Raw genomic sequence first — 24,301 nt, 5'->3', positions numbered from 1 at the left:
CGAAAAGGGCAGCGCCTTCACGGAGAACCACGCCCGGATCGGTTGTTTCGGCAAGCTTTCGGAAAGGCGAAAAAGAGGCGGGAAGCTGGCCATAACATGCCCGGCGACGCGACAATCGCCACCATTTCGGTGCAACTCGACCGGGCGAATGGAGCGACAAATCCCCCCATGCGAAGGCCCCGGCATCCGAATTTGGACCGAAAAAGCGAAAATAAGTCGATTTTATCGCTGTTTTTCGGGGATGAACGCCCTCAAAGGGACTGGTTGAGTGCGATGAGTCAGGTTAAGACCATCCGTCCACGAAAGGGAGACGATTATGAATAACGCTGAACTCGCCGAAGCACTGGCTGCCGACCACGGCCTGACCAAGGCCGATGCACGCAAATATGTCGACAGCGTCTTCACCGCGATTGCCGGTGCTGCGACGCAGGGCAACGAAATTTCGCTGAACGGATTTGGCAAGTTCAAGGTCAAGGACCAGCCCGCCCGCGAAGGCCGCAATCCTTCGACCGGCGCTGTGATCCAGATCGCCGCTTCCAAGAAGCTGACCTTCACCCCGGCCAAGGCCGTGAAGGACCAGCTGAACGGCTAAAGGCAAAGCGCGCCGATGGTCGGGGCTTCACGCTTCGATCCGGCGCGATGATGCTTTCCGTTGCACATGGCGCGCACCTGCCTTCGCGGGTGCGCGCCATTTTGTTATCCCCGCGCGGGCAGGATTGCAGCAGACGCAATCACGGCGTCGCCCTTCGCATTTGCCATATCGGGCGGGACGGACCATTTGGGGGGTGCCTTTCAGGCATCCTCTCCTAAACTCAGTAGGCCGGTCGAAAGATCGGCCTTTTTTTTCGCGATCATCGGCTCGCCAATCCGGCGGCCGGTCAAAGGACCGCTCTGGCCCGCCCGCTCCCCTTGCGTCGCCCAATTGTTGCAACTATTTGATTTCTCCGGGCACATCATGCGTCCAATCGGGGGAGTTCCATTATTATGTCGAAGCCGCTGCTGGCGATGGCCGCGTTGTTTGTGCCTGTCGTCGCGGCCCATGCCGGCGAGGTGCCGTTGCATCAGGCCGCGCCTGCCTGGGTGAACAAGGCGGCACTGGATTTGACGAAACAGGATGCCGATGCGCCCGCGCTTTTGATTTTCGACAATCAGCAGCGCATCGAGGCGCAACGGCTCTGGATCTACTCCGATACCGCGACGCGGATCGCATCGGCGGAGATGCTGGGCCAGTTCGCGACGATTACCCTGCCGTGGATGCCCGACAAGGGTGATCTCATCATCCACGATCTTGCCATTCTCCGCGCAGGGCAGGAGATCGATCTCCTGGCGGGCGGCAAGAGCTTCACCGTTTTGCGCCGCGAACAGGGGCTGGAGCAGCGTCAGTTGAGCGGCCTTCTGTCGGCCACCATGCCGGTCGAAGGACTGCAGGTGGGCGATATATTGCGGCTGCGCTATTCCGTGACCATGGCGGACCCTGCGCTGGCAGGCAATGTCCAGAGCACAAGCCCTCTGATACCAGCGCCGATGCGTGTCGGATTTGGCAGGCTCAAGGTTCAGTGGGATGCGAAAACCAATGCGCGCTGGAAGGTCTTGGCCAGCGACGTCACCATCAAACCCACGCGCAGCGATGGACAAACCGAACTTCTCGTCCCGCTCCCCATCGCCAAGCAGCCCGACATGCCGGACGATGCCCCAGGCCGTTTCCGTCATGCCCCCTTTCTGGAACTGTCGACCTTCGCGGATTGGCAGGCTGTCTCCAGAACCATGGCCCCGCTTTATGCCACCGATGGTCTGATCAGGGAGGGCAGCCCCCTCAGCCAGCAACTGGCGGAGGTGAAGGCCGCATCCTCCCTGCTGGAACGGGCGCAGCGCGCACTTCAGATCGTGCAGGACAATATCCGCTACCTCGCCGTCGGCATGAATGGCGGCAATTATGTGCCCCAGAAGCCGGAGGACAGCTGGACCCTGCGCTATGGCGACTGCAAGGCCAAGACGCTGCTGCTGCTGGCGTTGCTGCGCGGTGCCGGGATCGAGGCGGAAGCGGTGCTGGTGAACAGCCAGATGGGCGATCTGGTCCATGACCGCCTGCCCAGCGCGGCGGCGTTCGATCATGTCATCGTCCGCGCGGTGATCGACGGCGAAAGCCTTTGGCTGGACGGCACCGATATGGGGGCCCGGATAGAGGATATCCGCGATACCCCGCCCTTCCGCTATGCCCTGCCGTTGCGATCGGCTGGCGCCGATTTGATGCCGCTGGTCCAGCGCAAGGTCGCCCGACCGTCCCTCGACCTCTCCATGGATGTGGATGAGAGCGCGAGCGTCGACCTGCCCAGCGCCTTCAGTGCGAAGGCCGTCCTGCGCGGCCAGCCTGCCGCGGGTCTGAACCTGATCACGACCCAGCTCGACCGCAAGCAGCGTGACCAGTTCATCGCCCAGTTCTTCAGCCGGATGATCGGGGTCGGGCAATATTCCGACGTCACCATGGCAACCGATGCGACGGCGGGAACGACCACGCTCACGGCTAGGGGGGCGACGACCACCCTTTGGTCCTGGCAGGACAAGCAGATGAAGCGGTCGGTCATCCGGTCCCTTGCCGATGTCGATTTCAATCCGGACCGCGCCAAATCATCCTGGTCGACCATCGCCGTGGCAACGCCGGACCCGGAATCGATCCGTTACCGGTTGCAGCTTCGCCTGCCCGATGGCGGCAGGGGCTTCACCGTCGAGGGCGCGCAAAATGCCGTCGAGCAGATGGCGGGCCGCGAACTGACGCGCAGCATGAGCATCGACAAGGGCATTGTGACCGTTGACGAACGGCTCGACACGACGGGCGCGGAAATCGCGGTGGCTGACATACCCGCCGAACGTGATCGGCTTGCCAGTGCGAATGCGCGACTTCCGCGGATTGTCGCGCCTTCGGACACGCGGCGGCGCTGGGAGCTGAACGGACGCGATCCCGCCGGCGCGACCCAGATCACCGCTATCGAAACGACCTTTGGCCAGGCCATTGCACGAGCCGATGCCGATGACGTCAGCGGCTATCTGGCACGGGCCAGCCTGCGGAACGGTATCGGAAACAAGGCGGGGGCGCTCGATGACCTGACAAAGGCCATTGCCGTCGCCCCCGATGTGGACACCTACCTCAAGCGCGCCAATGTGTTGAGGGACCTGGGACGCTTGCAGGACGCATTGGCGGATGCAGAAAAGGCACGGTCGCTCGATCCTTCATCGGACCAGGCGAACAGCACCCTTTCTACCCTGCTTGCCGAATCCGGGAAACTGGATCGGGCCAAGGAGTTGCTCGACCAGCGCATAGCGCTCGGCGGCGATGCGCGGGACGGCTACCGCCAGATGAAGGCCGACCTGATCGGTGAATTTGGCGACCCGCAGGAGGCGCTCAAGCTTCTGGACGGACTTATTTCGGACAAGCCCGGCAGCCCGTCCCTGCTGAACGCCCGATGCTGGGTGAAGGCCACCCGTTCGGTCATGATCGATACGGCGCTCAAGGATTGCACGAGCGCCATTGAACTCAGCACTTCGGCCTATCAGGCGCTGGACAGTCGCGCGCTCGTCTGGTTCCGTCTCGCGCGCTATGAAGAGGCGCTGCAGGATCTGAACGCCGTGTTGAATGCCGCTCCCGGCACGGCGGAAAGCCGTTATCTGCGGGGCATCATTCTCAACCGGATGGGACGGGAAAAGGAAGGCGGCGTCGACCTGACCATTGCCCGGCAGCTCGAACCGCGCATCGATGTGCAATATGGGAAGTTCAATATAAGGCCATGAGGATGCCGGAAAGGTGCGTCGGACGGTACGGAGTAGCGAGCGGCTATTTTGCGCCCCTTTCTTTCTCCACCCGTTCGGTAAACAGGCGTGCGAACCTGTTCGCATAGGCCCTGCAGGCGCCGGGATCGATGAACGGGTTGGGTTCCCGCTTTTTCCGCAGCAGGGTGAGTTTCCGGTCGCCGTCCGACTGCTCCGGATGAGCGGAAAGTAAAATCCCACAGGGCAGGCGCCGCATCCTCGCAAAGGATCGCGGAAAGGCGTCGAGGGTCCAACGATGCGCCGGCTCGGTCAGCCTTTGCCCTTGGGCGGCGATCGGATTGAAACTGGAGGCGAAGACTACGGGCAGGCACCGCCTGCCCTCGCAACTGGTCCAGCGCCAACTCATTGAGCCCTGCGTATGTCCGGGCGTGGCGATGGCCGTCACCACCGTGTTACCCAGCCGCACGGTTTCTCCATCGCGCACGACACGCAGGGACGAGACGGGCGGAAAAGTCTCCAGCGCGGGGGCCTGCGGATCGTCAGGCCCGGAATGACCGGTGCGCAGCACTCCGGCGGCGGCTGCGCTTGCCAGCACGGTCGCCCGCGTGTCGCGCGCCAGAGCGGCCAACCCCCCGGCATGATCCCAATGGGGTTCAGTGCTGAGAATGAGTTTAACGTCTTCCAGCCTGAAGCCAAGCCGGCGAATATTGGCCTCCACCGCGGGAACCGCCTGCGGAACCGCGCCGTCAATCAGAATGAGGCCGGCACTCGTCCTGACAAGCCCGACGTTGAGGCCACCGAAACCGACCAGATAGACATTGCCGAAGATACGCATCGGCTGCTGCGGCGCCAGCCACTGTTTCGCATGATCCGGCGCGATCGGCCTGAGCAGCGGATCTCCGGTTGCCGCACGCCCCATGGCATTGCCGGCCGCAAACAGACTCATGGTCAGTATCAAGGCTCTTCCCAACATGATCGGCCATATCCCCTATGAACTCAAAACCATGCTCAGGATGCAGGCAAAATCCCGACGACGACAAAGCATCATTCCTCGACAAAGCCATGAATGAAATTCATGATGATACCATGGATCGTGCCCAACTGCCCTTGAATGCCCTGCGCGCCTTCGAGGCGGCGGCCCGCCATCTCAACTTCACGCACGCGGCCCTCGAACTTTGCGTCAGCCAGGGTGCGGTAAGCCATCAGGTGGCACTGCTGGAAAAAAGGCTGGGCATATCGCTGTTCCGCCGCCTTCCCCGTGGGCTGGCCCTGACCGATGAGGGGCAGGCATTGGTGCCGACCCTCGCGGAGAGCTTCGATCGCATGGGCGCCATGCTCGATCGCTTCAGTGGCGGCCAAATGCAGGAAGTCCTGACAATCGGCGTCGTCGGCACTTTTGCGGGCGGATGGCTGATGGACCGGCTGCCGCAATTTACGGCCGCGCATCCGCATGTGGACCTGCGCATATTGCTGAACAACAATCGGGTCGACCTGGCCGGTGAAGGGCTCGACGGCGCCATCCGTTTTGGCGACGGCTCCTGGCATGGAACGGAGGCGCAGCGGATCATGGCCGCGCCGCTTACCCCCCTGTGCGATCCACGCACGGCCAGGCGCATAAGCGGGGACTGGGCAAGACTGAGCGAAGAAACATTGCTTCGTTCCTATCGCGCCAGCGAATGGCCGCTCTGGTTTGAAACCGCAGGCGGCAAATGCCCGCCGCTGCGCGGGCCGATGTTCGACAATTCCGTTTTGATGGTCAGGGCGGCAATCGACGGCCATGGTGTCGCCCTGGCCCCTGCCAATATGTTCGAGCAGGAGTTGCGGCAGGAAAGGATCGTGCGCCCCTTCCCCATTGAGGTGACCGTGGGCGCCTATTGGCTGACGCGCCTGCATTCGCGAGCGGAAAGCCCCGCCTTCCGCCAGTTTCGCGAATGGCTGCTCGCCACGGTCCGGGACGTACCGCTTTAAATCAGATGCAGAACGCGCGCGCTATCGCGATGCCGTTCTGTCCCTCAAATGGTTGGCGTCGAGGATCGCACTGACCACATCTGCCGCCTGCTCTGGTGAGAGCGATCCCGGATCATCCTGCGGCATGGACAGCTTGATCTTGGAGAACAGCTCCCCCGGCCTGCCCCGCCATGTCTTGTCGAAGCGGGCACCCACGAGCATCGGCGCGTCGTCGATGCCCGTCATGTCCCCACCGTGGCAGGCGGCGCAACGGGACGCATAGATCATCCTGCCCCGCTCCACCTGCGCCTGCGCATCCGCCACGGCTTTCTGCGCATTTCCTTCCACGGCGGCGGCAAGCAGAAGCGGCGCGGCGCACAGGGCCATGGCGGATATGGCCCGCATCATCCCTATTTCACGCGCTTGCGGGTGCCGGGTTCCTGCGCCGGCATGCGTTGATCCGATCCGGGAATGGGCGGATTGGGCATGGTTTCCGCATTGCGCTTCGCCAGCTCCAGCAACTCGCCCGTCCCCGGCAGCACCGGCGGCCGCCGCATCGGTTGGTCGAAGCGGAATGCCGATGTCAGGTCGCCGAAGGTCTTGCGGCGCCAGTCGCTGATATTGGGCTCGCGTACGCCGGTCAGCTTTTCAAGGAACTGAAGGATGGAGGTGTGGTCGAAGGGCTGGCTGCACACCCACCCGCCCATGGTCCAGGGCGAGACGATGATGCACGGCACGCGGAAACCGCCGCCGATCGGCAGTTCCCCGACGAACTCTGCGGGCGTACCAGCGGGCGGCACCGGCGGCGGCACATGGTCGAACAGCCCGTCATTCTCGTCATAATTGAGGATGAAGACGGTCTTCGCCCACACGTCGGGATTGGCGGCCAGTTCGTTGAGCCTGCGGCCGATGAAGTCGGCGCCCGCCGCCGGGAAATGATCCGGATGCTCATTCGCCTCGGCGCTGGGGAACATCCATGAAACGGTCGGCAAACGATCGTTCAGCACGTCATGCGCGAACTTTTCCTCATCTGAATCCGGCATCCCCTTGACCGCCAGCGGCGATCCGGCAGGTGCATCGCGGAACTGCGCGAAGGTCCGGAACATATTGTGGGGGCGCTTCCCCTTCTCGCCATATTGATAGACGCCCCAGTTTATGCCCGCCGCTTCCAGCCGTTCGGCATAGGTCGTCCAGCGGAAGCCTTCAGGCGGCGCCTTGTTGCTGATCACCGGGCCACCCCCGGTCGCATCGGGATCGATCATCCCGGTCATCCAGTAAAGCCGGTTGGGCCAGGTCGGCCCCATGACCGAGCTGTGATAATGGTCGCAGATGGTGAAGGCTTCGGCCAGCGCATAGTGGAACGGAATGTCCTCACGCGTGAAATAGCCCATGGTGTAGGGGCCGTTGACGCCGTCGACCGCGCGATGGGCGGGCAGCCACTGGTCCATCCGGCCGCCATTCCATGCGCGGTGCTGCACCGACCAGGCATGGCTGGTCGAGGGCAGCTTCTGCGCATTGGTGGAAAAGCTGTCGAGATGGAACGGCAGCATATGCCCGTCCGGATTTTCGGCATCCGGCTGATGGAAGACAGTCTTGCCGGTGGACAGCTTCAGCGCCTTGGGATCGCCAAAGCCGCGCACACCTGACAGCGTACCGAAATAATGGTCGAACGACCGGTTCTCCTGCATCAGCATCACGACATGCCTGATGTCGCCGAGCGAACCCTTGCGGCTGGGCGTCTGCGCCATCAGCCGTTGCACATTGGGCGGCATCAGCGTCGAGGCCGCCGCCATCGAGGCAAGCTGTGCGGCGCCAGTAATCAGGCGGCGGCGCGTGAACGGAGGCGGGTTCGCCATATCCTGTAATCCTCTAATGCTAATGGGGTGGCGGGGTAAGGAGAAACCAGAGCATGATCCGATCAGATTGGATCGGATCATGCTCAGATTGTCTTTTGTTTTCCGCATTTTCCGAGTCGTCAGATGATCCCGTCTGACTAGAAAATGCTCTAGAAGCGGGCGCGAAGACCGATCGTGCCGGTGCGGCCGTTCTTCACGTAGATCGCGCTGTAATTGGGGAAGTTCGCTGCGGCGGTTGACGGGAAGGCATTGCCGGGCACCATCACATTATAGGGCTGATTCAGCACGTTGTTGATCGTGAAATAGGTTTCCAGATGCTTCATCAGCTTGATGCGGCCGGAAATGGTCATGTCCGTGCGTGCCTGGAACCAGGTGGGTGTATTGGACCGATATTTGTCGTCGTTCCAGAGAATGTTGACGTAGAGCTTGACCGGCCCCTTCTCATACATCACCGCTGCGGAACCGATATTGTTGCCGACGCGGGCGATCGGATGGTTCGGATCGTTATGCGTGAACGCGCCGCGCAGCGACAGGCCGTCAAAGGGTGCGGGCAGCCAGCTGAAGCTGTGCTGGAACGCGGCCTCGATGCCCTTGATCGTCGTCAGATCCTCCTGATTATAGGTGGAGAAGGCATAGCCCGCATAGGCCGGGTCAGCGACATAGGGTGCCAGAGCCGGGATGCCGGCGGCTTCATCGGCCGAATATTCCTGCTGGACGGCCAGCCCCTTGATCCGGTTGTAGTAGAAGCCGATGTTGAACAGGCCCACGCCCTTGAAATAATGGGAGAGGCGGGCCGAGAAATTGTCCGAGATCGCAGGCGACAGACCGGGGTTGGGAACCGTGACGATGGGACCGCTGGTCGAACTGCCGGTCAGGCTGAAGCTGGGCGAGCTGCCTGCCGCATCGACGCCCGGACGCAGAATGGTGCGGCTGTACCCCGCCTGAAAATCCGTGCTCTCACCGAAGGTGTATTTCAGCGAGGCACTGGGGAAGAGGGTGAAGTAGTTGCCCTTCACATGCTGTATGCCGTTGCTGAACTGGTAATCCACGCAGGGAACGGTGGTGGCGATGCCGGTGGCGGCTGTGATGGCGCATTTCGCTGTGGCGCCGGCCGGCGTATAGGCCTTCACCTGATCGAGCGGCAGCGATTTGTAGACGGACGCCCTATTGTTCGTCCATTCGCCGCGCAGACCGGCCCGCAATTGCAGTTTGGGCGTCACCTCGGCGGTCACCATTCCGTAAACGGCCTTGATATTCTCCTCGAACCGGGTGGCCCCGGTATAGTTGGCGGTGGCATAGTTCGCCGCCGTCGTAGCGCTTGTCCATTGTTCCGGATTCTGGCTGTACATTGTCCAGAGCTTGGCAAGGTCCACTTGCGGGATGTAACCGGACCCGGAAAGCGACGTGACGGAGAAGTCCGACTTGTTCCAGACACCCGTTATATTGGGATTGACGACTTGCGCCAGAAACTGCGCATTGGTCAGCGGGCCGTTATAGGTGTAGCTCGACGTGGCGCTGTTGCCGAAGTCGTACATGGTGTCGGTGATCTTGAAACCGGTTTTGAACGTGATCGGCACCGCGCCGATATGACCGTCATAGGCCGCGTTCAGCCCGCCCGACTTTGCCGTGATCTTGCCATAGGCGCCGCTGGTGAGCGTGATCGAGGGCTTGCCGGAAATGCTGTAGGAAGCGGGATTGCTCCAGTCCGGCCCGCTGATCTGGGTGATGTCCCAATCGGTGGTGGTCAGGCTGGGGCTGCCCTTCACGGCCTGGAAATTGCCGGTGGAGGTGATGGTGGGACCGGCGGAAACCTGCCCCTCATGCGGCGAATTATAATAGGAATGGGTGTCCGAATAGGCGAAATAGCCGTCCACGTGCCAGTCTCCCTTGTTCCATTCGAAACTGGGGGCGATGATGTTGCCGTTATTGACCTTATACTGGGTCGCGGCGGCGGAACTGATGGTCTGCGCCGTGGCAGCCTGCTGGGTCCGGAAACCGGACAGGGCGTCCTGCGCCGTGGCCGCCTGACCGTTCAGGTTCAGGAGGCCGACCGCCCCCTTGCTGGTGTCAGCATTCACCGTGACCGTCGACTGATGCTGATAGACGTCACCGCGATAGGCGAGGCCGATCAGCGAGAAGCTCAGATTGTCATTGGCCTTGTAATCCAGCACCAGCGAGCCGGTGCGCCGCGTGGTCTCACGCGCGCTCATCACGGCCTCCATCCCGTAAAATTCCATCGGATAGGGCGCTTTGGCGGACTGGGTATATTGCCGGTTCATCGTGATCTGCTCACGCTCGATATACTGGTCGTTATAGGCCAGCGAGAAGGTGACGCCGAGGCGATGATTGAAGAAGCTGTTGGAGTAGAATAGCGATCCATTGGGCAGGAAGCGCTTGTTGCCCCAGCCATTGGGCTGGTCAGGCCCCGTATTCTTGTGGCTGTCCAGCATGTTTTCATGCGTGAAGCCTTCGACGGAGACCACGAACAGGGGCTTCTTGCGGTCATAGGCGTGCTTGGTGCGCAGGTCGATGATGCCGGCAGGAGCGTCGGCATTCTGATCCGCGCTGACGGTCTTGTAGGTCGTGACGGAATCGATCGCCGACATGGAAATGGATTCGAAGCTGAAGATGCGCGCAGCGGCGGCGGAACTGGCATAGCCGGTCGGCGCATTGGCATTGGCCGAAACAATGTCCATGCCGTTGAGCTGCGTACGCGTGAATTCCGCAGGCAGACCGCGAAGGAAGGCATAGAGCGCCGTGCCATTGGAGCCATCGACATCGACGCCGGGCATATATTTCAGGAATTCCGCCGGATTGCCGCCCGCAATGTCGCCATAGGCCTCTGTCGACAGCACATCAGCGATCTGCAGCTCATTGCGCTGCGCCATGAGTTCGCGGGCGCCGCTTTCGCGCGCGCCGTTGACGATGATGTCGCTGTGCTTCGCCGCTTCGCCCTGACGGTCGGACTGCTGGAGGCTGAAATCGAGCCTGGCCGTGCCGCTGGCCGGGATGGAGACTGTGGCGGTCTGGCTGACATAGCCGTTGAAACTGACCGTGATGGTCGCAGTGCCCGCCGGGATGTCATGCGCATCATATTCGCCGCCTTCCCCCGAAGTTGTGACCGAATGCTTGCCTCCGGCCGCGACGATCGTCACACGGGCATTGCGCAGATATTCGCCGGTCGCGGGGTTCAGGATACGGCCGGTGACGGCGCCCTTGCCCGCCACACGGGCATTGGAGGCCCGTCCCGAACGAAGCGCGATGACATGCCCATCATCGCTGGCGATCCGAAGCGGCGTCCCGGCGATGAGAAGGCGCAACGCCTTGCGCGGGTCCATGATGCCCTGGATCGCGGGCGTGCGGACATCGGCCAGATCGCGCGCCGAGGCCACGATCTGGATACCGGCCTGGCGGGCAAATTCGGGTATCGCCTTGACGGCCGGCTGGGCCGGGATGTCGAAGACACGATCCTGTGCATAGGCGGGCACGGCCACCGCGACGGACAGAAGGATAGCGGTACTGGACAGGAAGCTATTGCGAACGAACATTTGATACGACCCCCAATTGCGCGCGGCGATGACCGCATTCGGCAGCAGAGAGCCATCCGGTTGTTCGCTTCCTCCATCGATCCGGACAATTTTTTTAAAGGGGCATGGAAGTTCTCAAAATTGTCCGGACTTGAACATAACTGTCACATATCTCGTTTAGCGGCTGCACGATTCAATTGTAGGCACCTTCTCCACTTGGCCGCTTTTCAAGCCAGTACGAGCCGCTGCCTGGCTGTGATGGATGGCGGATGAGCGCGAGTGATCGGGAACGGACGCACTGGTTCTTGCGCAACATGCTCCCCCATGAACCTGCGCTGCGGACCTGGTTGAACAGGCGAAGTCCGGATGGACTCGATCCCGACGACATCATTCAGGAAGCCTATGCCGTGATCGCCGATCTGGACACTGTGGAATCCATCCGTTCCCCGCGCGCCTATCTGTTCCAGGTCGCGCGATCCGTGATCGTCCGGCACGTCCGCCGCTCACGGGTGGTGTCACTTCATGCCGTGGACGATCTGGCGCAACTCAATCATGCCGACGATGCGCCGACCCCCGAACAGGTCGCGTTCGACCGCGACGAATTGCGGCGTCTTGCCCATGCCATAGCAGCCATGCCCATCAGGACGAGGGAAGCCTTCATCCTGAGACGGGTCCATTCCCTTTCGCAACGCGAAATCGCCGAGAAGATGGCGCTTTCAGAGAGTACAGTGGAAAAACATATATCCCGCGGCATCCGTTTTCTCATCGAGCGATTTGATTATGGTGGAAAACCATCCGCAAAACTCTCTAGTGAAATGGATTTGGTGAGTATCGCATTAGATGACCGCACGGGAAACCAGTCAGGACATTGACAACGCGGCCGCGGACTGGGTCGCGCGGATCGATCGCGGGTCTCTTTCGGGCGATGAAGAACGGGTTTTTCAGGCCTGGCTCAAGGAGGACGCACGTCATCGCGGCGCCTTTCTGCGCGCCGATGCCCTGTGGCTCAGGAGCGATTCCGCCCGCGCGCTTGGCCCGCATTTCAACGCACGCGATTTCGAGGAAGCGCCGGAACCGCATCCCGCGCCGCCCATGGTCACGCGGCGACGGGCGATGGTCTGGGCGGGGGGCGGCGCGGCAGCGGCTGCCTCATTGGTCGGCCTTGGCATCAGCCTGCCTGCGTGGGGCGCGATCACGACCCGGCGCGGCGAAATCCGGCGGGTGCCGTTGGGCGACGGCTCCAGCGTGGAACTCAACACCGAAACCAGCCTGAAGGTGCAATATGACGCGGAGGAACGCCGGATCCTGCTTCTCTACGGCGAAGCCTATTTCACGGTCATCCGGAACGATCCTCGCCCGTTCATCGTCCAGGTGGGCCAGCATCGCATCCATACATCCCTTGCGTCCTTCAGCGTCAGCAGCCTGAAGGACAAGCCGGTCGACATATTGGTCAACCAGGGCCGGGTGGAGTTCACACCGCCGCCTGCCCTTTCGGCGCCCGTCATGCTCCCGGCCAATACGCGCCTGACCTTGCCGGTTGAGACGGCTGGAGCGATGACGCTCGCGCCGCAGATCATTCCCCCCAGAACGATCGCCCAGCAGCTTGCATGGCGCGACGGCAAGCTGGCGTTCGAGGGGGAGAGGCTGGACGATGCCGCCGCCCAGTTCGCGCGCTACAGCGAAACCCGGATCGTCGTTGCCGATCCGGTCCTCGCGGCCGAACCTATTACCGGGCTGTTCGCGGCAAACGATCCGGTCGGTTTCAGCCGGGCGGTTGCCAGCATCGTTGACGCCCGCATCGACCGGGACGGCGACGCCTTGATTTTGCGACGCCTGGCACGCCCGTAAAATTGTGAAGGACAGGCGGGGGGAAAATGCCCCCGCATGTCTCTTAACCTTTGGCCGGTCATTGCCGGGCCAAAGGGGTGATAATAAATATGTTTTCTCGATGCGGAATGGGCGGCACGGCTGTCGTCCTTGCCTTTGCCGTGACGGCGACTGCAGGACAGGCTCAGATCAGGACATTCAACATCCCGCCACAAGCGGCTGTCAGCGCCATCCCTGAATTCGCTCGCCAAGGACAGGTGCAGATCATCGCGCCCGCCCGCGACCTGAAAAATGCCCGGACGCCGGAGATCAAGGGAGAGATGGACGTGCACGCCGCGCTGAGGAAGTTGCTTGCCGACATCCCGCTGCACATCGCGTCCGACGACGGGCAGATCATCACGCTGCGTTCAGGAGGGACTCCGAACGAATAGGGCGTCTCTCACCCCGATCTTTGCCGATGGGGGACAGGAGCGGGACAAACCCGCTCCCTTCATGCTTCAGGACTTGCTTTCGACTGTGCCGGTCGCCTTGGCATCTCCACCGAGGTGCGAACCGGCCGCTTCAAGCGCAGCCTTCAACGACTTGGGCTTGGATGCTGCCTTGGCCTTGGGCGCGGCGCTCGCCTTCCTCGGGGCAGGCTTGTCCTCCTTGGGACCGGCAATCGACAGACGCTTGCGCGGCTCGCTCTTCGCCGAAGCGGATGCGGCCTTGGCGCGAATGCCCCGATTGGAAATCACGGCGGGGGCGTCGGAGGCGGCACCCTTTGCCTTGGCGGCGGGCTTCTTCGCGGGAGCCGCAGCTTTCTGCGTCGTCGCGGCTTCCGCCTTGGAAGCGGCGGCCGGGACAGTTGCGGCGGCTGCGGGCTTTGCAGCGGCGGCGGCTGGCTTCTTGCCCAGTCCGATCTTCTCCGCGACTGCGCGGCGCGATTCCGAATAGCTCGGCGCCACCAGCGGATAGCTTTTGGGCAAGTTGTAGCGATCGCGATATTGTTCGGGGGTGAGGTTGTTCGCCGCCAGATGCCGCTTCAGCGTCTTGTAGGGCTTGCCATCGATCAGACTGATGATGTGATCGGGGGAGGACAGGCTCTTGCGCACGGACACTGCCGGCGTGAAGCTCTCAGCGACGGCTTCCTCTACAGCCGCGGCCGGATTTGCGATAAGCGCGGCCCGTGTCGTCTTGATGAGATCCGCCAGATCTTCGCTCGACACTGTGTTCTTCGAGACGAAGGCGCTCAGAAGCTGAACGGTGAGAGCGGTGATGTCGGACTGATTTTCTTCGGCCATGGTGCGAACCCGTATTGAGAAAGAATGCCGGGGCTCTGTGCACGCTTCAACATCAAATGTAAATATTGGTATTTGACTGGAATCCGCGGTCAGATGTCATGTCGCTTCGATCAAATAATCCGGGCACCGTGTCATTGAACGCAACTCTTGACCGGCCCCGGCCCAAGCTTCTTCAACTGAAGCGAATATTGCAGCATCCCTGCCGACGCATCTGTTCAAACCGGCCACGCCGGTCCGCCTGCCGCGTCAAGCATCGTCCGCTTATGTCATTCCGGTACAATAGTTCAGTCCCCATGATGGTTAAATATAGCCTGAAGCACCGCTTTTCCGTTGTTTCGGATTTACATTTGCATCAAAAGCGCGCAAAAGACCGTTTCTACTACTCATAAGATGGGAAGCGGGGCAAATGTCTGAAGATAATCAGCCTGACATCACGACGCTCACTGTTCAGTTGGTGAGCGCATTCGTCTCCAACAATACGGTCCCGAGCGAAGGTCTCGCCGATCTCATCCGCACGACGCGGTCCGCCTTGACTGAAGACCCGGCGGCCAAGGCTGCCGAACCGGCGGCACCGACTTACACTCCCGCCGTTTCGGTCCGTAAGAGCCTGTCTTCGCCAGAACATATTCTGAGCATGATCGACGGCAGGCCCTACAAGACGCTGAAGCGCCATCTCGCCAGTCATGGCCTGAGCCCAGCCGAATATCGGGAACGTTATGGCTTGCCCAAAAGCTATCCGCTGGTCGCGCCCAACTATTCGGAAGCACGCCGCGCAGTCGCCACCAAGCTAGGTCTGGGCCGCAAGCCCATCAGCAAGAAGCCGGCAGCCGCTGCGCCCGCCAAGGCCGCGCCCGTAGCGCCGAAGCCGGCGGTCGAGGCCAAGGCCCCCACCGCCCCGAAGCCCGCCGTAGAGGCGAAGACCCCCGCGGCGCCGAAGCCCGCCGTCGCCAAGACGACCGAAGCCAAGGCTCCAGCCAAAGCACCGGCAGCAAAGTCCGCAGCGTCGCGCAAGCGCCTGTCCATTGCCACCCCGGCCGCAGAGAAGAAGAGCGCCGCACCGGCACCGGCCAAGGCAGCCGACAAACCGGCCGCAACGGCCAAGGCTCCAGCCAAAACCGCCCCCAAGAAGAAGGCGGCGGCAAAGCCTGCAACCACAAAGCCCGCAGCGGCCAAGGCTCCTGCTGCCAAGGCGCCGACGCCCGGAACCACGGCCTGAAGCCTCGCTCCTTCCAGGCCGATCTATTGAAAACGCCCCGATCGGACGGTGCCGGTCGGGGCGTTTTCGTGTGTATATGCCGGCATATCCCGCTTTTCGAACAAACCAGCGCAGCTTGGCCGGGATAAAGCAAAACTTGGCTTGCCATAATCAATCTATCCTTTAAGTAGAGATTGCCTGAGCGGTACGGCTGGTCCCCGTGCCGGATGACAACATCGCACCGGACCCGCGGCTTTTGATCGGGATGCAGCTTGCTCCGCGTCACCAACGGCTAAAGCGCACGATTTCGGGCGACAACGCCAGATCGTGTTCCCCCTACCAATATTGGGGATGAAACGATGCGCGATACACTTTCCACTTAGGAACCAATAGCCTTTCGGCTTGGCTGAATAGCGCCGCCCGCATTGGGACTTTGTCTGGGACTCTTTCCCCAGGCCCATGCGGCTGTCTTCGATCCTGACATTCCGGCGGCATGGATCGCCGGGAAAGGGGACGATCATGCCCAGTCTCCCGCAAAACCCTCTTCCGTCCACCCGCGCCGATGGAACGCGCGGTTATTCCGTCTCGCTGCTTCAGGCGGCCGCCGCGCTCTACGGTCCGGATGCCGCCCGGCTGCTCGGCGAGCGCGGTGAACACCCAAAAACCAACAAGAAACTCAGGGAGTAGATCCTTTCATGTCCGTTGTTTCCTCGCCTCCACGCCTGCCCTTTGCTTTTGCCACACGGTCGCTATTGCTGGCTGGAGCCGCCCTTTCCCTGTTGAACGCAGCGCCGGTCACGGCACAAACCCCCGACACGCCCGAAGGCGCCAGTGCCGAGGAGGATTTCGCCGGCGGTATCGTCGTCACCGCCCGCCGCCGCGCCGAGGATGCACAGGATGTGCCGGTCGCCCTGTCCGTCGTCGGCGGCGACCAGTTCGAGCAGCGCGGCGATTATACGCTCGCTGCCGTGCAGCAGGTCGCCCCCAGTCTCCAGCTTTTCAGCTTCAACCCGCGCAACACCAACATCAATATTCGCGGGCTGGGATCGAACGTCGCGCTGACCAATGACGGCCTGGAAAATGGCGTCGGCGTCTATGTCGACGATGTCTATTATGGCCGCGTGGGGGCAAGCCAGTTCGAGCTGGTCGACCTTCAGCAGATCGAAGTACTGCGCGGGCCGCAGGGCACGCTGTTCGGCAAGAACACCACGGCGGGCGCGCTCAACATCACCACCCGCCAGCCGGAATTCGACTTTGGCGGTCAGGCCGAAGCGACGCTGGGCGACTATGGCTTCCATCAGGTCCGGGGGTCCGTCACCGGCCCGGTCACGGACTGGGCGGCGGTGCGGATCAGCCTGTCCGACACCCATCGCGACGGCTTCCTGCGCAATGTCCATGATGGCGCGCACATCCACGACTATGATAATTTCACCGCGCGCGGCCAATTGCTGCTGAAGCCCAGCGACAATTTCACGGTCCGGCTGATCGGCGATTATGGCAAGCAGACGCTGAACTGCTGCGTTCGCCTGCCCAGCGCCGTCTTCACCACCTATGATGACGGCACGACCATCGCCAACAACTTCAACCAGCGGGTCGCGCGTGCCGGTTACACGCCGCTGCCGACCGATCCCTTTGCCCGCCGCGTCGATGTCGATGCACATTTCCAGGCGAACATGAATCAATGGGGCGTGTCGGGCAAGGCGGACTGGGATCTGGGGCCGGTCACGCTGACCTCCGTCACTGCCTATCGCAAGTGGAACTGGTATCCGGCCAATGATGCCGACAATACGCCGTTGTCGGTCAATACATTGGCCCAGCAGGGCAATCGTCAGAAGCAGTTCAGCCAGGAACTGCGCCTGGGCGATAATGGCGAAGGCCGTTTCCACTACACCGTCGGCGCCTATTATTTCTGGCAGATCATCAATGGCGCCGGTGCGACGGGCTATGGGGCCGACGCCCCGCTCTGGCTGTTCCCCAATGCCGATCCAGTGGTGCGCAACGCGGCGGTCAACGGTTTCATCGCGCGTTCGACGTCGAATCCGGAAACGAAAAGCGCCGCATTGTTCGGGCAAGCCAGTTACGATCTGGTGCCCGACAAGCTCTCACTGACCCTTGGCCTGCGCTATACGCATGAAAAGAAGCAGGGCAGTTTCAACCAATGGTGGGCGGAGGGGAATGATCTTTCCGGCCTGACCGCCGCCCAGCGCACCGCCGCCATCGCATTGCGCAACAGCCTGGCGCCCATCACCAGTTACTCGGTCGGTTTCACCGATGACAGCCTGTCGGGCCTTGTCACCCTGTCCTACAAGGTGACGCCGGATGTGCTGGTCTATGCCAGCTATTCGCGGGGCAACAAGTCGGGCGGGCTCAACCTCACCAACAATCCCGCCGGAGTCAGCGCCGCCGTCGGCCCGGAAAAGGTCGACAATTATGAAGCCGGTATCAAAAGCCAGTTCTGGGGCGGCAAGCTGACCCTGAACGGCGCCGCCTTCTGGACGGATATTTTCGATTATCAGACCGCCATCGTCGAACAGGTCGCGGGCAGCAATGTCTCCCGCAACTATATCACCAACATTCCTCAGGCCCGCGCGCGGGGCTTTGAGCTGGACAGCGCGCTGGTCCTGTCGAAACATGTGAACCTCAACGCCTCGCTTGCCTATACCGACGCTTATTATATCGACTTCAAGAATGGGCCGACCCCGGTTGAAGCGCTGAACCCCACAACGGGCGGATCGCCGGTCAGTGATCTGAGCGGCAAGCCCCTGTCCGGCGTGCCGAGCTGGTCTTGGAGCGCGGGCGGCGACTTTGCCGTGCCGCTGGGCGAAACGGCGCTGGGATCGGCGGAGTTCTACGGCCGCGCCGATTATAGCTGGCGATCCAACTATTATACCGCCGTGTCCGACAGCCGCTATTCGCTGGTGCCCAGCTATGGTGTCGCCAATGCACGCATCGGTTTCCGTACGGAGGACGGCGCATTCGACCTGTCGATCTGGGCGAAGAACCTGTTCGACAAAAATTATGTCGACACGTTGCAGGTCGCCAACACCGGCCTTGTCACCGCCACGGTCGGCGATCCCCGCACCGCCGGGGTGACGCTGCGCACCAAATTCTGAAGCCTGAAAGGAGAAGCATCATGGCTACCCTCCCCTATGCGGAATACCCTATCGGAGAGGGCGCAGTCCGACCGGATCACAGCCTCCGCCACAATATAGCGGATAAATCCCTTTCGCCCCTGCGTCTTGCCGGTTTCGCGTCCATCGCGGTGCCCATCGCAGGGGCGGGCCTGCCGCTCGCCATCTTCGTGCCGCAGCTCTATGCGAGCGAGTTCGGCCTGTCGCTGGCGGCCATCGGCCTCATCTTCTTCATAGGCCGTTTCTGGGATGTCGCCGCCGATCCCATCGTTGGCGCGCTCAGCGACCGCACGCGCAGCCGTTTCGGGCGGCGGCGGCCATGGATCGCGGCAGGTGGCCTGCTCTTCGGCCTGTCTTCTGCCCTGCTCTTCTTCCCGCCCGCCACGCTGGTAACGCCTGCCTATCTCGCGGCGGTACTGTTCCTCTTCTATCTCGGCTGGTCGATGGTGGAGATCCCCTCCTCCGCCTGGGCGGGCGAGTTGACCGCCCATTATCACGGCCGCACCCGCGTCGTTGCCTGGCAGATGCTGCTGCGCTCCATCGGCCTGCTCGCGGTGCTGGTGCTGCCGACGATCCTCGATCAGGTCGATCCGGGCAATGGCACGCTAAAGCTGCAACTGGTGGGCGGCTTCATTCTGGTGACGCTGCTGCCTTCGCTGATCCTGACCCTCTCTTCCGTGCCCGAACCGGCGCAGCCCGCCTCGCCGCCCGTCCGCCAGAGCTTCGCCCGCGCCGCCGCGCTCGTCTTTTCCGACCGGCTGCTGCTGCGCGTCCTTGCCTCCGACACGGTGGTGACGGCGGGCCAGTCGATCCGCGCAGGGCTGATCGTCTTCTTCGCGGTCTGGTATATGGGCCTGCCCGCCTGGGCGAGCGGCCTCTATCTGCTGCAATTCATCTTCGGCGTCGCCGCCGCGCCGGTCTGGCAGCGGATCGGCACCCGCATCGGCAAGCGCGAAGCCGCCATCACCGGCGAACTGGCACAGGCCGGCATCAACATCGCGCTGCTGTTCGTCTTTCCCGGCGCACTGCCACTGCTGATCGCGCTCACTATTGCGCAGGGCGTGACGCAGGGATCGGGCAACCTCATGCTGCGCGCCATGGTCGCTGACGTGTCCGACGCCCACCGGCTGCACACCGGCCATGACCGCACCGGCCTGTTCTTCTCGGTCTTCGCCCTGTCGGCCAAGCTCGGTCCCGCCATCGGCGTCGGCATCGCCCTGCCGCTGGTCGCCTGGGCCGGGTTCAAGGCCGGGCCAGGTAATAGCCCCGAAGCCCTTGAGGCGCTGAAATATGTCTTCGCCCTTGGCCCGGCCCTCGCCCACATCCTGGCTACCCTCATCATCTGGCGCTTTCCGCTGAACGAAGCTGCCCATGCCGAAATCCGCCGTGCTCTTCACCAACGCGACGCGATCCCCGCCTGAACCATCCCCAAGCAAAGGAGACTATTCATGACTGTCCTGACCCACAAATTCCTGAATGCCGCCGACGCTGAAAGCCCGCTGGAAATCGTGCCTGTCGCCGGACGCATCGGCGCCGAAATCCGGGGCGTGGCGCTCAGCGGCGATCTGGACAAGACGACGCTCGCCGCGATCCGCGCCGCGCTGGTGCGACATAAGGTGATCTTCTTCCGCGAGCAGCATCAGTTGGACGATGCGGCGCAGGAGGCCTTTGCCGAACGCTTTGGCAAGCCGGTCGCCCATCCGACCGTCCCTGTCGTCCCCGGCTCCCAATATCTGCTCGAACTGGACAGCAAGGAAGGCCGCGCCGCGTCGAGCTGGCACACCGATGTCACCTTCGTCCCCGCCTATCCCGAAGCGTCGATCCTGCGCGCACTGGTGATCCCGCAGGCGGGCGGCGATACGCTCTGGGCCAATACAGCCAGCGCCTATGAGGAATTGCCTGAACCGCTGCGCCTGCTGGCCGACAATCTCTGGGCGGTGCACAGCAATCTCTACGACTATGCCGCAATCCATGCCAATGCCAGTGAAGAAGCGATCAAGCGGCACCGCGAAGTCTTCGCCGCAACCGTTTACGAGACGGAGCATCCGCTGGTTCATATCCACCCGGAATCGGGCGAACGCTCGCTGATCCTTGGTCATTTCTTCAAGAATTTCGTCGGCCTCAATCAAGCCGACAGCCAGCGCCTCTTCTCCATTTATCAGGATCATATCACCAAGCCGGAAAACACCGTGCGCTGGCGCTGGCAACCAGGCGACGTCGCCATCTGGGACAATCGCGCCACCCAGCATCGCGCCGTTGCCGACTTCGGATTGCAGCATCGCCAGTTGCGCCGCGCCACAGTCGCGGGCGTGGTGCCGGTGTCGATCGACGGCCGCCAGAGCCGCAACATCAAGAAGGAAACGCCGCGGATCGCCGAAGCAGCCTGACCCCACCCTGACCTTCGGCACATTGGGCCGCATCCTTTATGGAGGATGCGGCCCCTCTTTTGACGGACCATATCATGAAAATCCGCACCCTATTGGCCAGCCTCGCGCTGGCGACCGCCCTCACCGCCCCGGCTGCCGCGCAGGAGAAAAGACCCAATTTCCTCATCATCGTCGCGGACGATCTGGGCTATTCGGACCTCGGGGCCTTCGGCAGCGAGATCGCGACACCCAATCTCGACAAGCTGGCCACGGCCGGAATCCGCTTCACCGGATTCCACACCGCGCCGACCTGTTCCCCCACCCGATCCATGCTGCTGTCGGGCACGGACAATCACCGCACGGGGCTGGGCACCATGGCCGAGATGCAGGCGCCCAACCAGATCGGCAAGCCGGGGCATGAGGGATATTTGCGACCCGACATCGCCGCCTTGCCGGAAATCCTGTCGGCGGGTGGATATCGCACGCTCTTCTCGGGCAAATGGCATCTGGGCCTGACGCCGGAACAGGACCCCCACGCAAGAGGGTTTCAACACAGCTTCGCCCTGTTGCAGGGTGCGGGCAATCATTATGGCACGGACATCTCGGCCGAACAGAAGCCCGGCGCGACAACCTATCGCGAAGACGGCCAGACTCTGGCGAGCCTGCCCGCCGATTATTATTCGTCCGACACCTTCGCCTCCAAACTGATCGAGCAGCTCAAAACGACGCGCGACGGCAAGCCCTTCTTCGCCTATCTCGCCTTCACCGCGCCGCACTGGCCGTTGCAGGCGCCCGCAGAAACCGTCGCCCAATATCGCGGGCGCTATGATGCGGGCTATGACGCGCTGCGGGCCGAGCGGTTGAAGAGGCAGATCGCGCTGGGACTGGTTCCCGCTTATGCTGCGCAGCATGAACTGGAAAATGCCGGGCATTGGGAGAAGGCGAGCGCCGAGGATAAAAAGACCGCCGCCCGCACGATGGAGATCTATGCGGCGATGGTCGACCGGCTCGACCAGAATGTCGGGCGGGTGATCGATGCGCTGAAGGCCAGCGGGGAGTATGAGAATACGGTGATCCTGTTCCTGGCCGACAATGGCGCGGAAGGGATGGATTTGGTCCACGCCAAAAATCCCCGCTTCCAGACGCGGGCCGCCGAAGCGGACAACAGCCTCGACAATCTCGGCAAGGCAAGCAGCTATATCAGCTATGGTCCCGGCTGGGCGCAGGCGGCGACCACGCCGTCCTGGCTGTACAAGGCCTTTGCGACCGAGGGCGGTACACGGACGACAGCCTTCCTCTCGGGACCGGCAGTGCGGCGGGGCGGCACGGTGGCCCATGACTATCTGAACGTCATGGATGTGACCCCTACCCTGCTCGATCTGGCCGACGTGCCGCAGCCCAAGGGCCGGTTCGCCGGGCGCACGGTTCAGCCGATATTGGGGACGAGCTGGGCGCCATGGCTGGCGGGCAAGGCAAAGACCGTCCATCCCGCGAACGAGAGCATCGGCACCGAATTATTCGGATCGCGCGCCTTGCGGCAGGGGGACTGGAAGATCACCGATCCCGGCGACGGGCAATGGCGCCTCTTCGACATCGCACGCGACCCCGGTGAGACCCGCGACCTGTCCATCGAGCAGCCCGCCCGTCGGGCCGAACTGGAAAAGGCGTGGGATGATTATGCCAAGCGCGTGGGCGTGGTCCTGCCCGACCCAGCGATCAGGGTCGAATAGTCGCTGAAAATGGCGCCTATATGCCTAAAAATTAGGCAGCGCTGGAGGCTCGCTGAACGCCGAAACAGACCGTCGACATATCATCATATGTTGGAGCAGTCGTCGGCGTCTGGCGGGCCTTATAACGCCAAATTGCAATAATTCCCTTTTTGTTCTGTTTTTGAGGTCGCCGCTTGGCTTCCCCATGTCGTGTGTCGGGCCGGGCGCGTGGAAACGATCCTGCAATTGAGTGCTGGCAGTCATCGCTCCCCTATGGCATAAGCGTCGGCGCCGACGGTTCCTTTTGCTGAACAGGCAAATCTCCTTCCCCTCCCCCCGTAAAGCCCCTCATAGAGGATACAACCAACACCCCTATTTGGTTGTATGAGCCTATGCGCTATCCTTAGGAAATGCGCGATTTTTCACCTTCTCCCGATCATGCCCTGCTGCTTCTTGGCCGACTCGACGGAAGGCTGATCAACAGCCCCGCCACGGATATCTGGCTGGCCCGTGCAAGGCTGAAGGGCGCGGCGGCGCTGGCGAGCTTTGCGGGGGTTCCCGTGTCGTTCAGGGACCTTCAGGACTGGATTTGCGGCCGTACCCCGCCGCCCCGGCACAGCGAGGGGCTGAACGATCCCTTCTCCATCGCTGCCCTGTTCCATTTCGCGCTCTCGGCGACGGAGGGCCATCGCGATCCGATTGCGCGGGCGACGCTAAACGTCTCGCGCACCCTCCTCGACGATCGCCGGGAAGCCGATCTCTGGGCCCCGGAGGATCTGGTGCGCTTCGGCCCGGTCTGGCGCACGGCGCAGATGCTGCTGGAGGCTCCCTACCCTGCCGCCTCGCTTCCCGCGATCGCCCGGCGCCTGATCGATATTCGAGGCAGTCTGGAGGCGCCCACGACGGAGGGACAACTCATCACGACCGTCGACGGACGGCAGCTCCGCATAGAACCGCGGCGGTTCGACATGGGATGGTTGCTCGCCTGTCATCTGCCCGCGGCGCTGGCGGCGGCGGGACTGGCGATGCGCGCCCTGCCCTCTCTGGTCGATCTGCCCCGCTTCCTGCCGGACGATGGCAATGCGCTGGCGGATCATATTGCGGCGATGATCGCGCGGCAGGCGGGCCAGGGACTGGCGGAGTTGGATCGGCTGGAGGCGAAGCTGGCACGTTTGCCCAGCGAATTGCGGGTAACGCGCCGCAGCAGGGCCCCGTTGTTGATCCGACTGGAACTGGCCTATCCGGGGCTTAGCAAGACGGCTGTCGCCCGGTTGCTCGGCATCTCCCATCAGGGCGCGACCAAGTTGGTGGCGCAGGTCGAACATGTGACCGGAGAGCGGCTTTCGACTATGAGCGGCCGTTAGACGGGCCGTGCCTTTGCACTCCCATCCAGACTTTTCCAAAGACAATATCTCCCCTGAGGTTACAGGGTTTATAGGAAGGTTAGAGAGTTACCGGGCGCAGACTCCGCATCCGAATCGCCGGAATCGCACGAGTCGGGGTGACAGGCCCGTTCCCATAAGGTCGATAGTTCGTTCCCGGAGTGTCGAACCTGCCGTTCCTGATATGTCGGGGAAACGTTCCCGAAGGGCCGAAGACCGTTCCTGGAATGTCGATGGTCGGGGATGAACGGAGAAAATGGGCGGGAGATTGAATCAGTTTTCCGAGAGGCGTCCGGAAGGACGTTCAAATTAATCG

The 24,301-nt window shown here is 62.4% G+C and carries 18 protein-coding genes; 13 read left to right on the top strand and 5 right to left on the bottom strand.

From position 1 onward, the window contains the following. Nucleotides 1–316 precede the first annotated feature (316 nt). Together HUK73_RS21365 and HUK73_RS21360 are read left to right on the top strand one after the other, a co-directional pair. Nucleotides 317–592 carry an HU family DNA-binding protein gene (locus HUK73_RS21365; protein WP_176593840.1) on the top strand — a complete coding sequence of 92 codons (276 nt, stop codon included), beginning with the start codon at nucleotides 317–319 and terminating at the stop codon, nucleotides 590–592. 392 nt (nucleotides 593–984) lie between these two features. Next, complete coding sequence (locus tag HUK73_RS21360) at nucleotides 985–3,783, top strand: DUF3857 domain-containing protein (protein ID WP_255326474.1); 2,799 nt, start codon at nucleotides 985–987, stop codon at nucleotides 3,781–3,783. A 43-nt stretch (nucleotides 3,784–3,826) separates the two neighbouring features. Here the strand turns inward: HUK73_RS21360 and bla are convergent, their stop codons facing one another. Beyond that, on the bottom strand, nucleotides 3,827–4,708 hold the full coding sequence (gene bla / locus HUK73_RS21355) for a subclass B3 metallo-beta-lactamase (protein ID WP_255326473.1): 882 nt from the start codon (nucleotides 4,706–4,708) through the stop codon (nucleotides 3,827–3,829). Between the two features lie 140 nt (nucleotides 4,709–4,848). Between bla and HUK73_RS21350 the strand changes: the two genes are divergently transcribed. Next, nucleotides 4,849–5,730, top strand: a complete 882-nt coding sequence (locus HUK73_RS21350; RefSeq protein WP_176593838.1) for a LysR family transcriptional regulator — start codon at nucleotides 4,849–4,851, stop codon at nucleotides 5,728–5,730. 21 nt (nucleotides 5,731–5,751) lie between these two features. Here the strand turns inward: HUK73_RS21350 and HUK73_RS21345 are convergent, their stop codons facing one another. The 3 genes from HUK73_RS21345 to HUK73_RS21335 form a co-directional block, all read right to left on the bottom strand. Beyond that, a complete protein-coding gene (locus tag HUK73_RS21345; protein WP_176593837.1) occupies nucleotides 5,752–6,117 on the bottom strand; it encodes a c-type cytochrome in 366 nt (121 codons plus the stop codon). Nucleotides 6,118–6,119: 2 nt separating this feature from the next. Then, the gene (locus HUK73_RS21340) at nucleotides 6,120–7,565 is read right to left on the bottom strand and encodes an alkaline phosphatase family protein (protein ID WP_176593836.1); all 1,446 of its coding nucleotides are present in this window, start codon (nucleotides 7,563–7,565) and stop codon (nucleotides 6,120–6,122) included. A 149-nt stretch (nucleotides 7,566–7,714) separates the two neighbouring features. Next, a complete protein-coding gene (locus HUK73_RS21335) occupies nucleotides 7,715–11,113 on the bottom strand; it encodes a TonB-dependent receptor domain-containing protein (RefSeq protein ID WP_176593835.1) in 3,399 nt (1,132 codons plus the stop codon). Nucleotides 11,114–11,406: 293 nt separating this feature from the next. Between HUK73_RS21335 and HUK73_RS21330 the strand changes: the two genes are divergently transcribed. The 3 genes from HUK73_RS21330 to HUK73_RS21320 all read left to right on the top strand — a co-directional run bounded on the left by HUK73_RS21330 (nucleotide 11,407) and on the right by HUK73_RS21320 (nucleotide 13,350). Beyond that, a complete protein-coding gene (locus HUK73_RS21330) occupies nucleotides 11,407–11,964 on the top strand; it encodes an RNA polymerase sigma factor (RefSeq protein ID WP_255326601.1) in 558 nt (185 codons plus the stop codon). Continuing rightward, nucleotides 11,933–12,940, top strand: coding sequence for a FecR domain-containing protein (locus tag HUK73_RS21325; RefSeq protein ID WP_176593833.1), 1,008 nt, complete (start codon nucleotides 11,933–11,935; stop codon nucleotides 12,938–12,940). Before HUK73_RS21330 ends, HUK73_RS21325 begins: the two co-directional genes overlap by 32 nt. An 89-nt stretch (nucleotides 12,941–13,029) precedes the next feature. After that, complete coding sequence (locus HUK73_RS21320; protein ID WP_176593832.1) at nucleotides 13,030–13,350, top strand: STN domain-containing protein; 321 nt, start codon at nucleotides 13,030–13,032, stop codon at nucleotides 13,348–13,350. 66 nt (nucleotides 13,351–13,416) lie between these two features. Here the strand turns inward: HUK73_RS21320 and HUK73_RS21315 are convergent, their stop codons facing one another. After that, nucleotides 13,417–14,202 carry a MucR family transcriptional regulator gene (locus tag HUK73_RS21315; RefSeq protein WP_176593831.1) on the bottom strand — a complete coding sequence of 262 codons (786 nt, stop codon included), beginning with the start codon at nucleotides 14,200–14,202 and terminating at the stop codon, nucleotides 13,417–13,419. 406 nt (nucleotides 14,203–14,608) lie between these two features. Here HUK73_RS21315 and HUK73_RS21310 point away from each other — a divergent pair, with 406 nt between their 5' ends. From HUK73_RS21310 to HUK73_RS21280, 7 genes are all read left to right on the top strand, one after another. Continuing rightward, complete coding sequence (locus HUK73_RS21310) at nucleotides 14,609–15,418, top strand: MucR family transcriptional regulator (RefSeq protein ID WP_176593830.1); 810 nt, start codon at nucleotides 14,609–14,611, stop codon at nucleotides 15,416–15,418. A gap of 498 nt (nucleotides 15,419–15,916) precedes the next feature. Continuing rightward, nucleotides 15,917–16,084, top strand: coding sequence for a hypothetical protein (locus HUK73_RS21305; RefSeq protein ID WP_176593829.1), 168 nt, complete (start codon nucleotides 15,917–15,919; stop codon nucleotides 16,082–16,084). Nucleotides 16,085–16,092: 8 nt separating this feature from the next. Then, on the top strand, nucleotides 16,093–18,510 hold the full coding sequence (locus HUK73_RS21300) for a TonB-dependent receptor (protein WP_176593828.1): 2,418 nt from the start codon (nucleotides 16,093–16,095) through the stop codon (nucleotides 18,508–18,510). 20 nt (nucleotides 18,511–18,530) lie between these two features. Then, nucleotides 18,531–19,949, top strand: coding sequence for an MFS transporter (locus HUK73_RS21295; RefSeq protein ID WP_176593827.1), 1,419 nt, complete (start codon nucleotides 18,531–18,533; stop codon nucleotides 19,947–19,949). A 27-nt stretch (nucleotides 19,950–19,976) separates the two neighbouring features. Next, nucleotides 19,977–20,915: a TauD/TfdA family dioxygenase gene (locus HUK73_RS21290; protein ID WP_176593826.1), complete on the top strand. Its 939-nt coding sequence runs from the start codon at nucleotides 19,977–19,979 to the stop codon at nucleotides 20,913–20,915. A 74-nt stretch (nucleotides 20,916–20,989) separates the two neighbouring features. After that, nucleotides 20,990–22,624 (top strand): arylsulfatase, encoded by a 1,635-nt coding sequence (locus tag HUK73_RS21285; protein WP_176593825.1) that lies wholly within the window; start codon nucleotides 20,990–20,992, stop codon nucleotides 22,622–22,624. A gap of 389 nt (nucleotides 22,625–23,013) precedes the next feature. Next, nucleotides 23,014–23,967, top strand: coding sequence for a hypothetical protein (locus HUK73_RS21280; RefSeq protein WP_176593824.1), 954 nt, complete (start codon nucleotides 23,014–23,016; stop codon nucleotides 23,965–23,967). Nucleotides 23,968–24,301 lie beyond the last annotated feature (334 nt).

The sequence above is a fragment of the Sphingobium sp. EM0848 genome, assembly GCF_013375555.1.
In the GTDB taxonomy this organism is placed as follows: domain Bacteria; phylum Pseudomonadota; class Alphaproteobacteria; order Sphingomonadales; family Sphingomonadaceae; genus Sphingobium.
The sequence above is the reverse complement of the archived record's forward strand: the minus strand, read 5'-3'. Positions and strand labels throughout refer to the sequence as shown.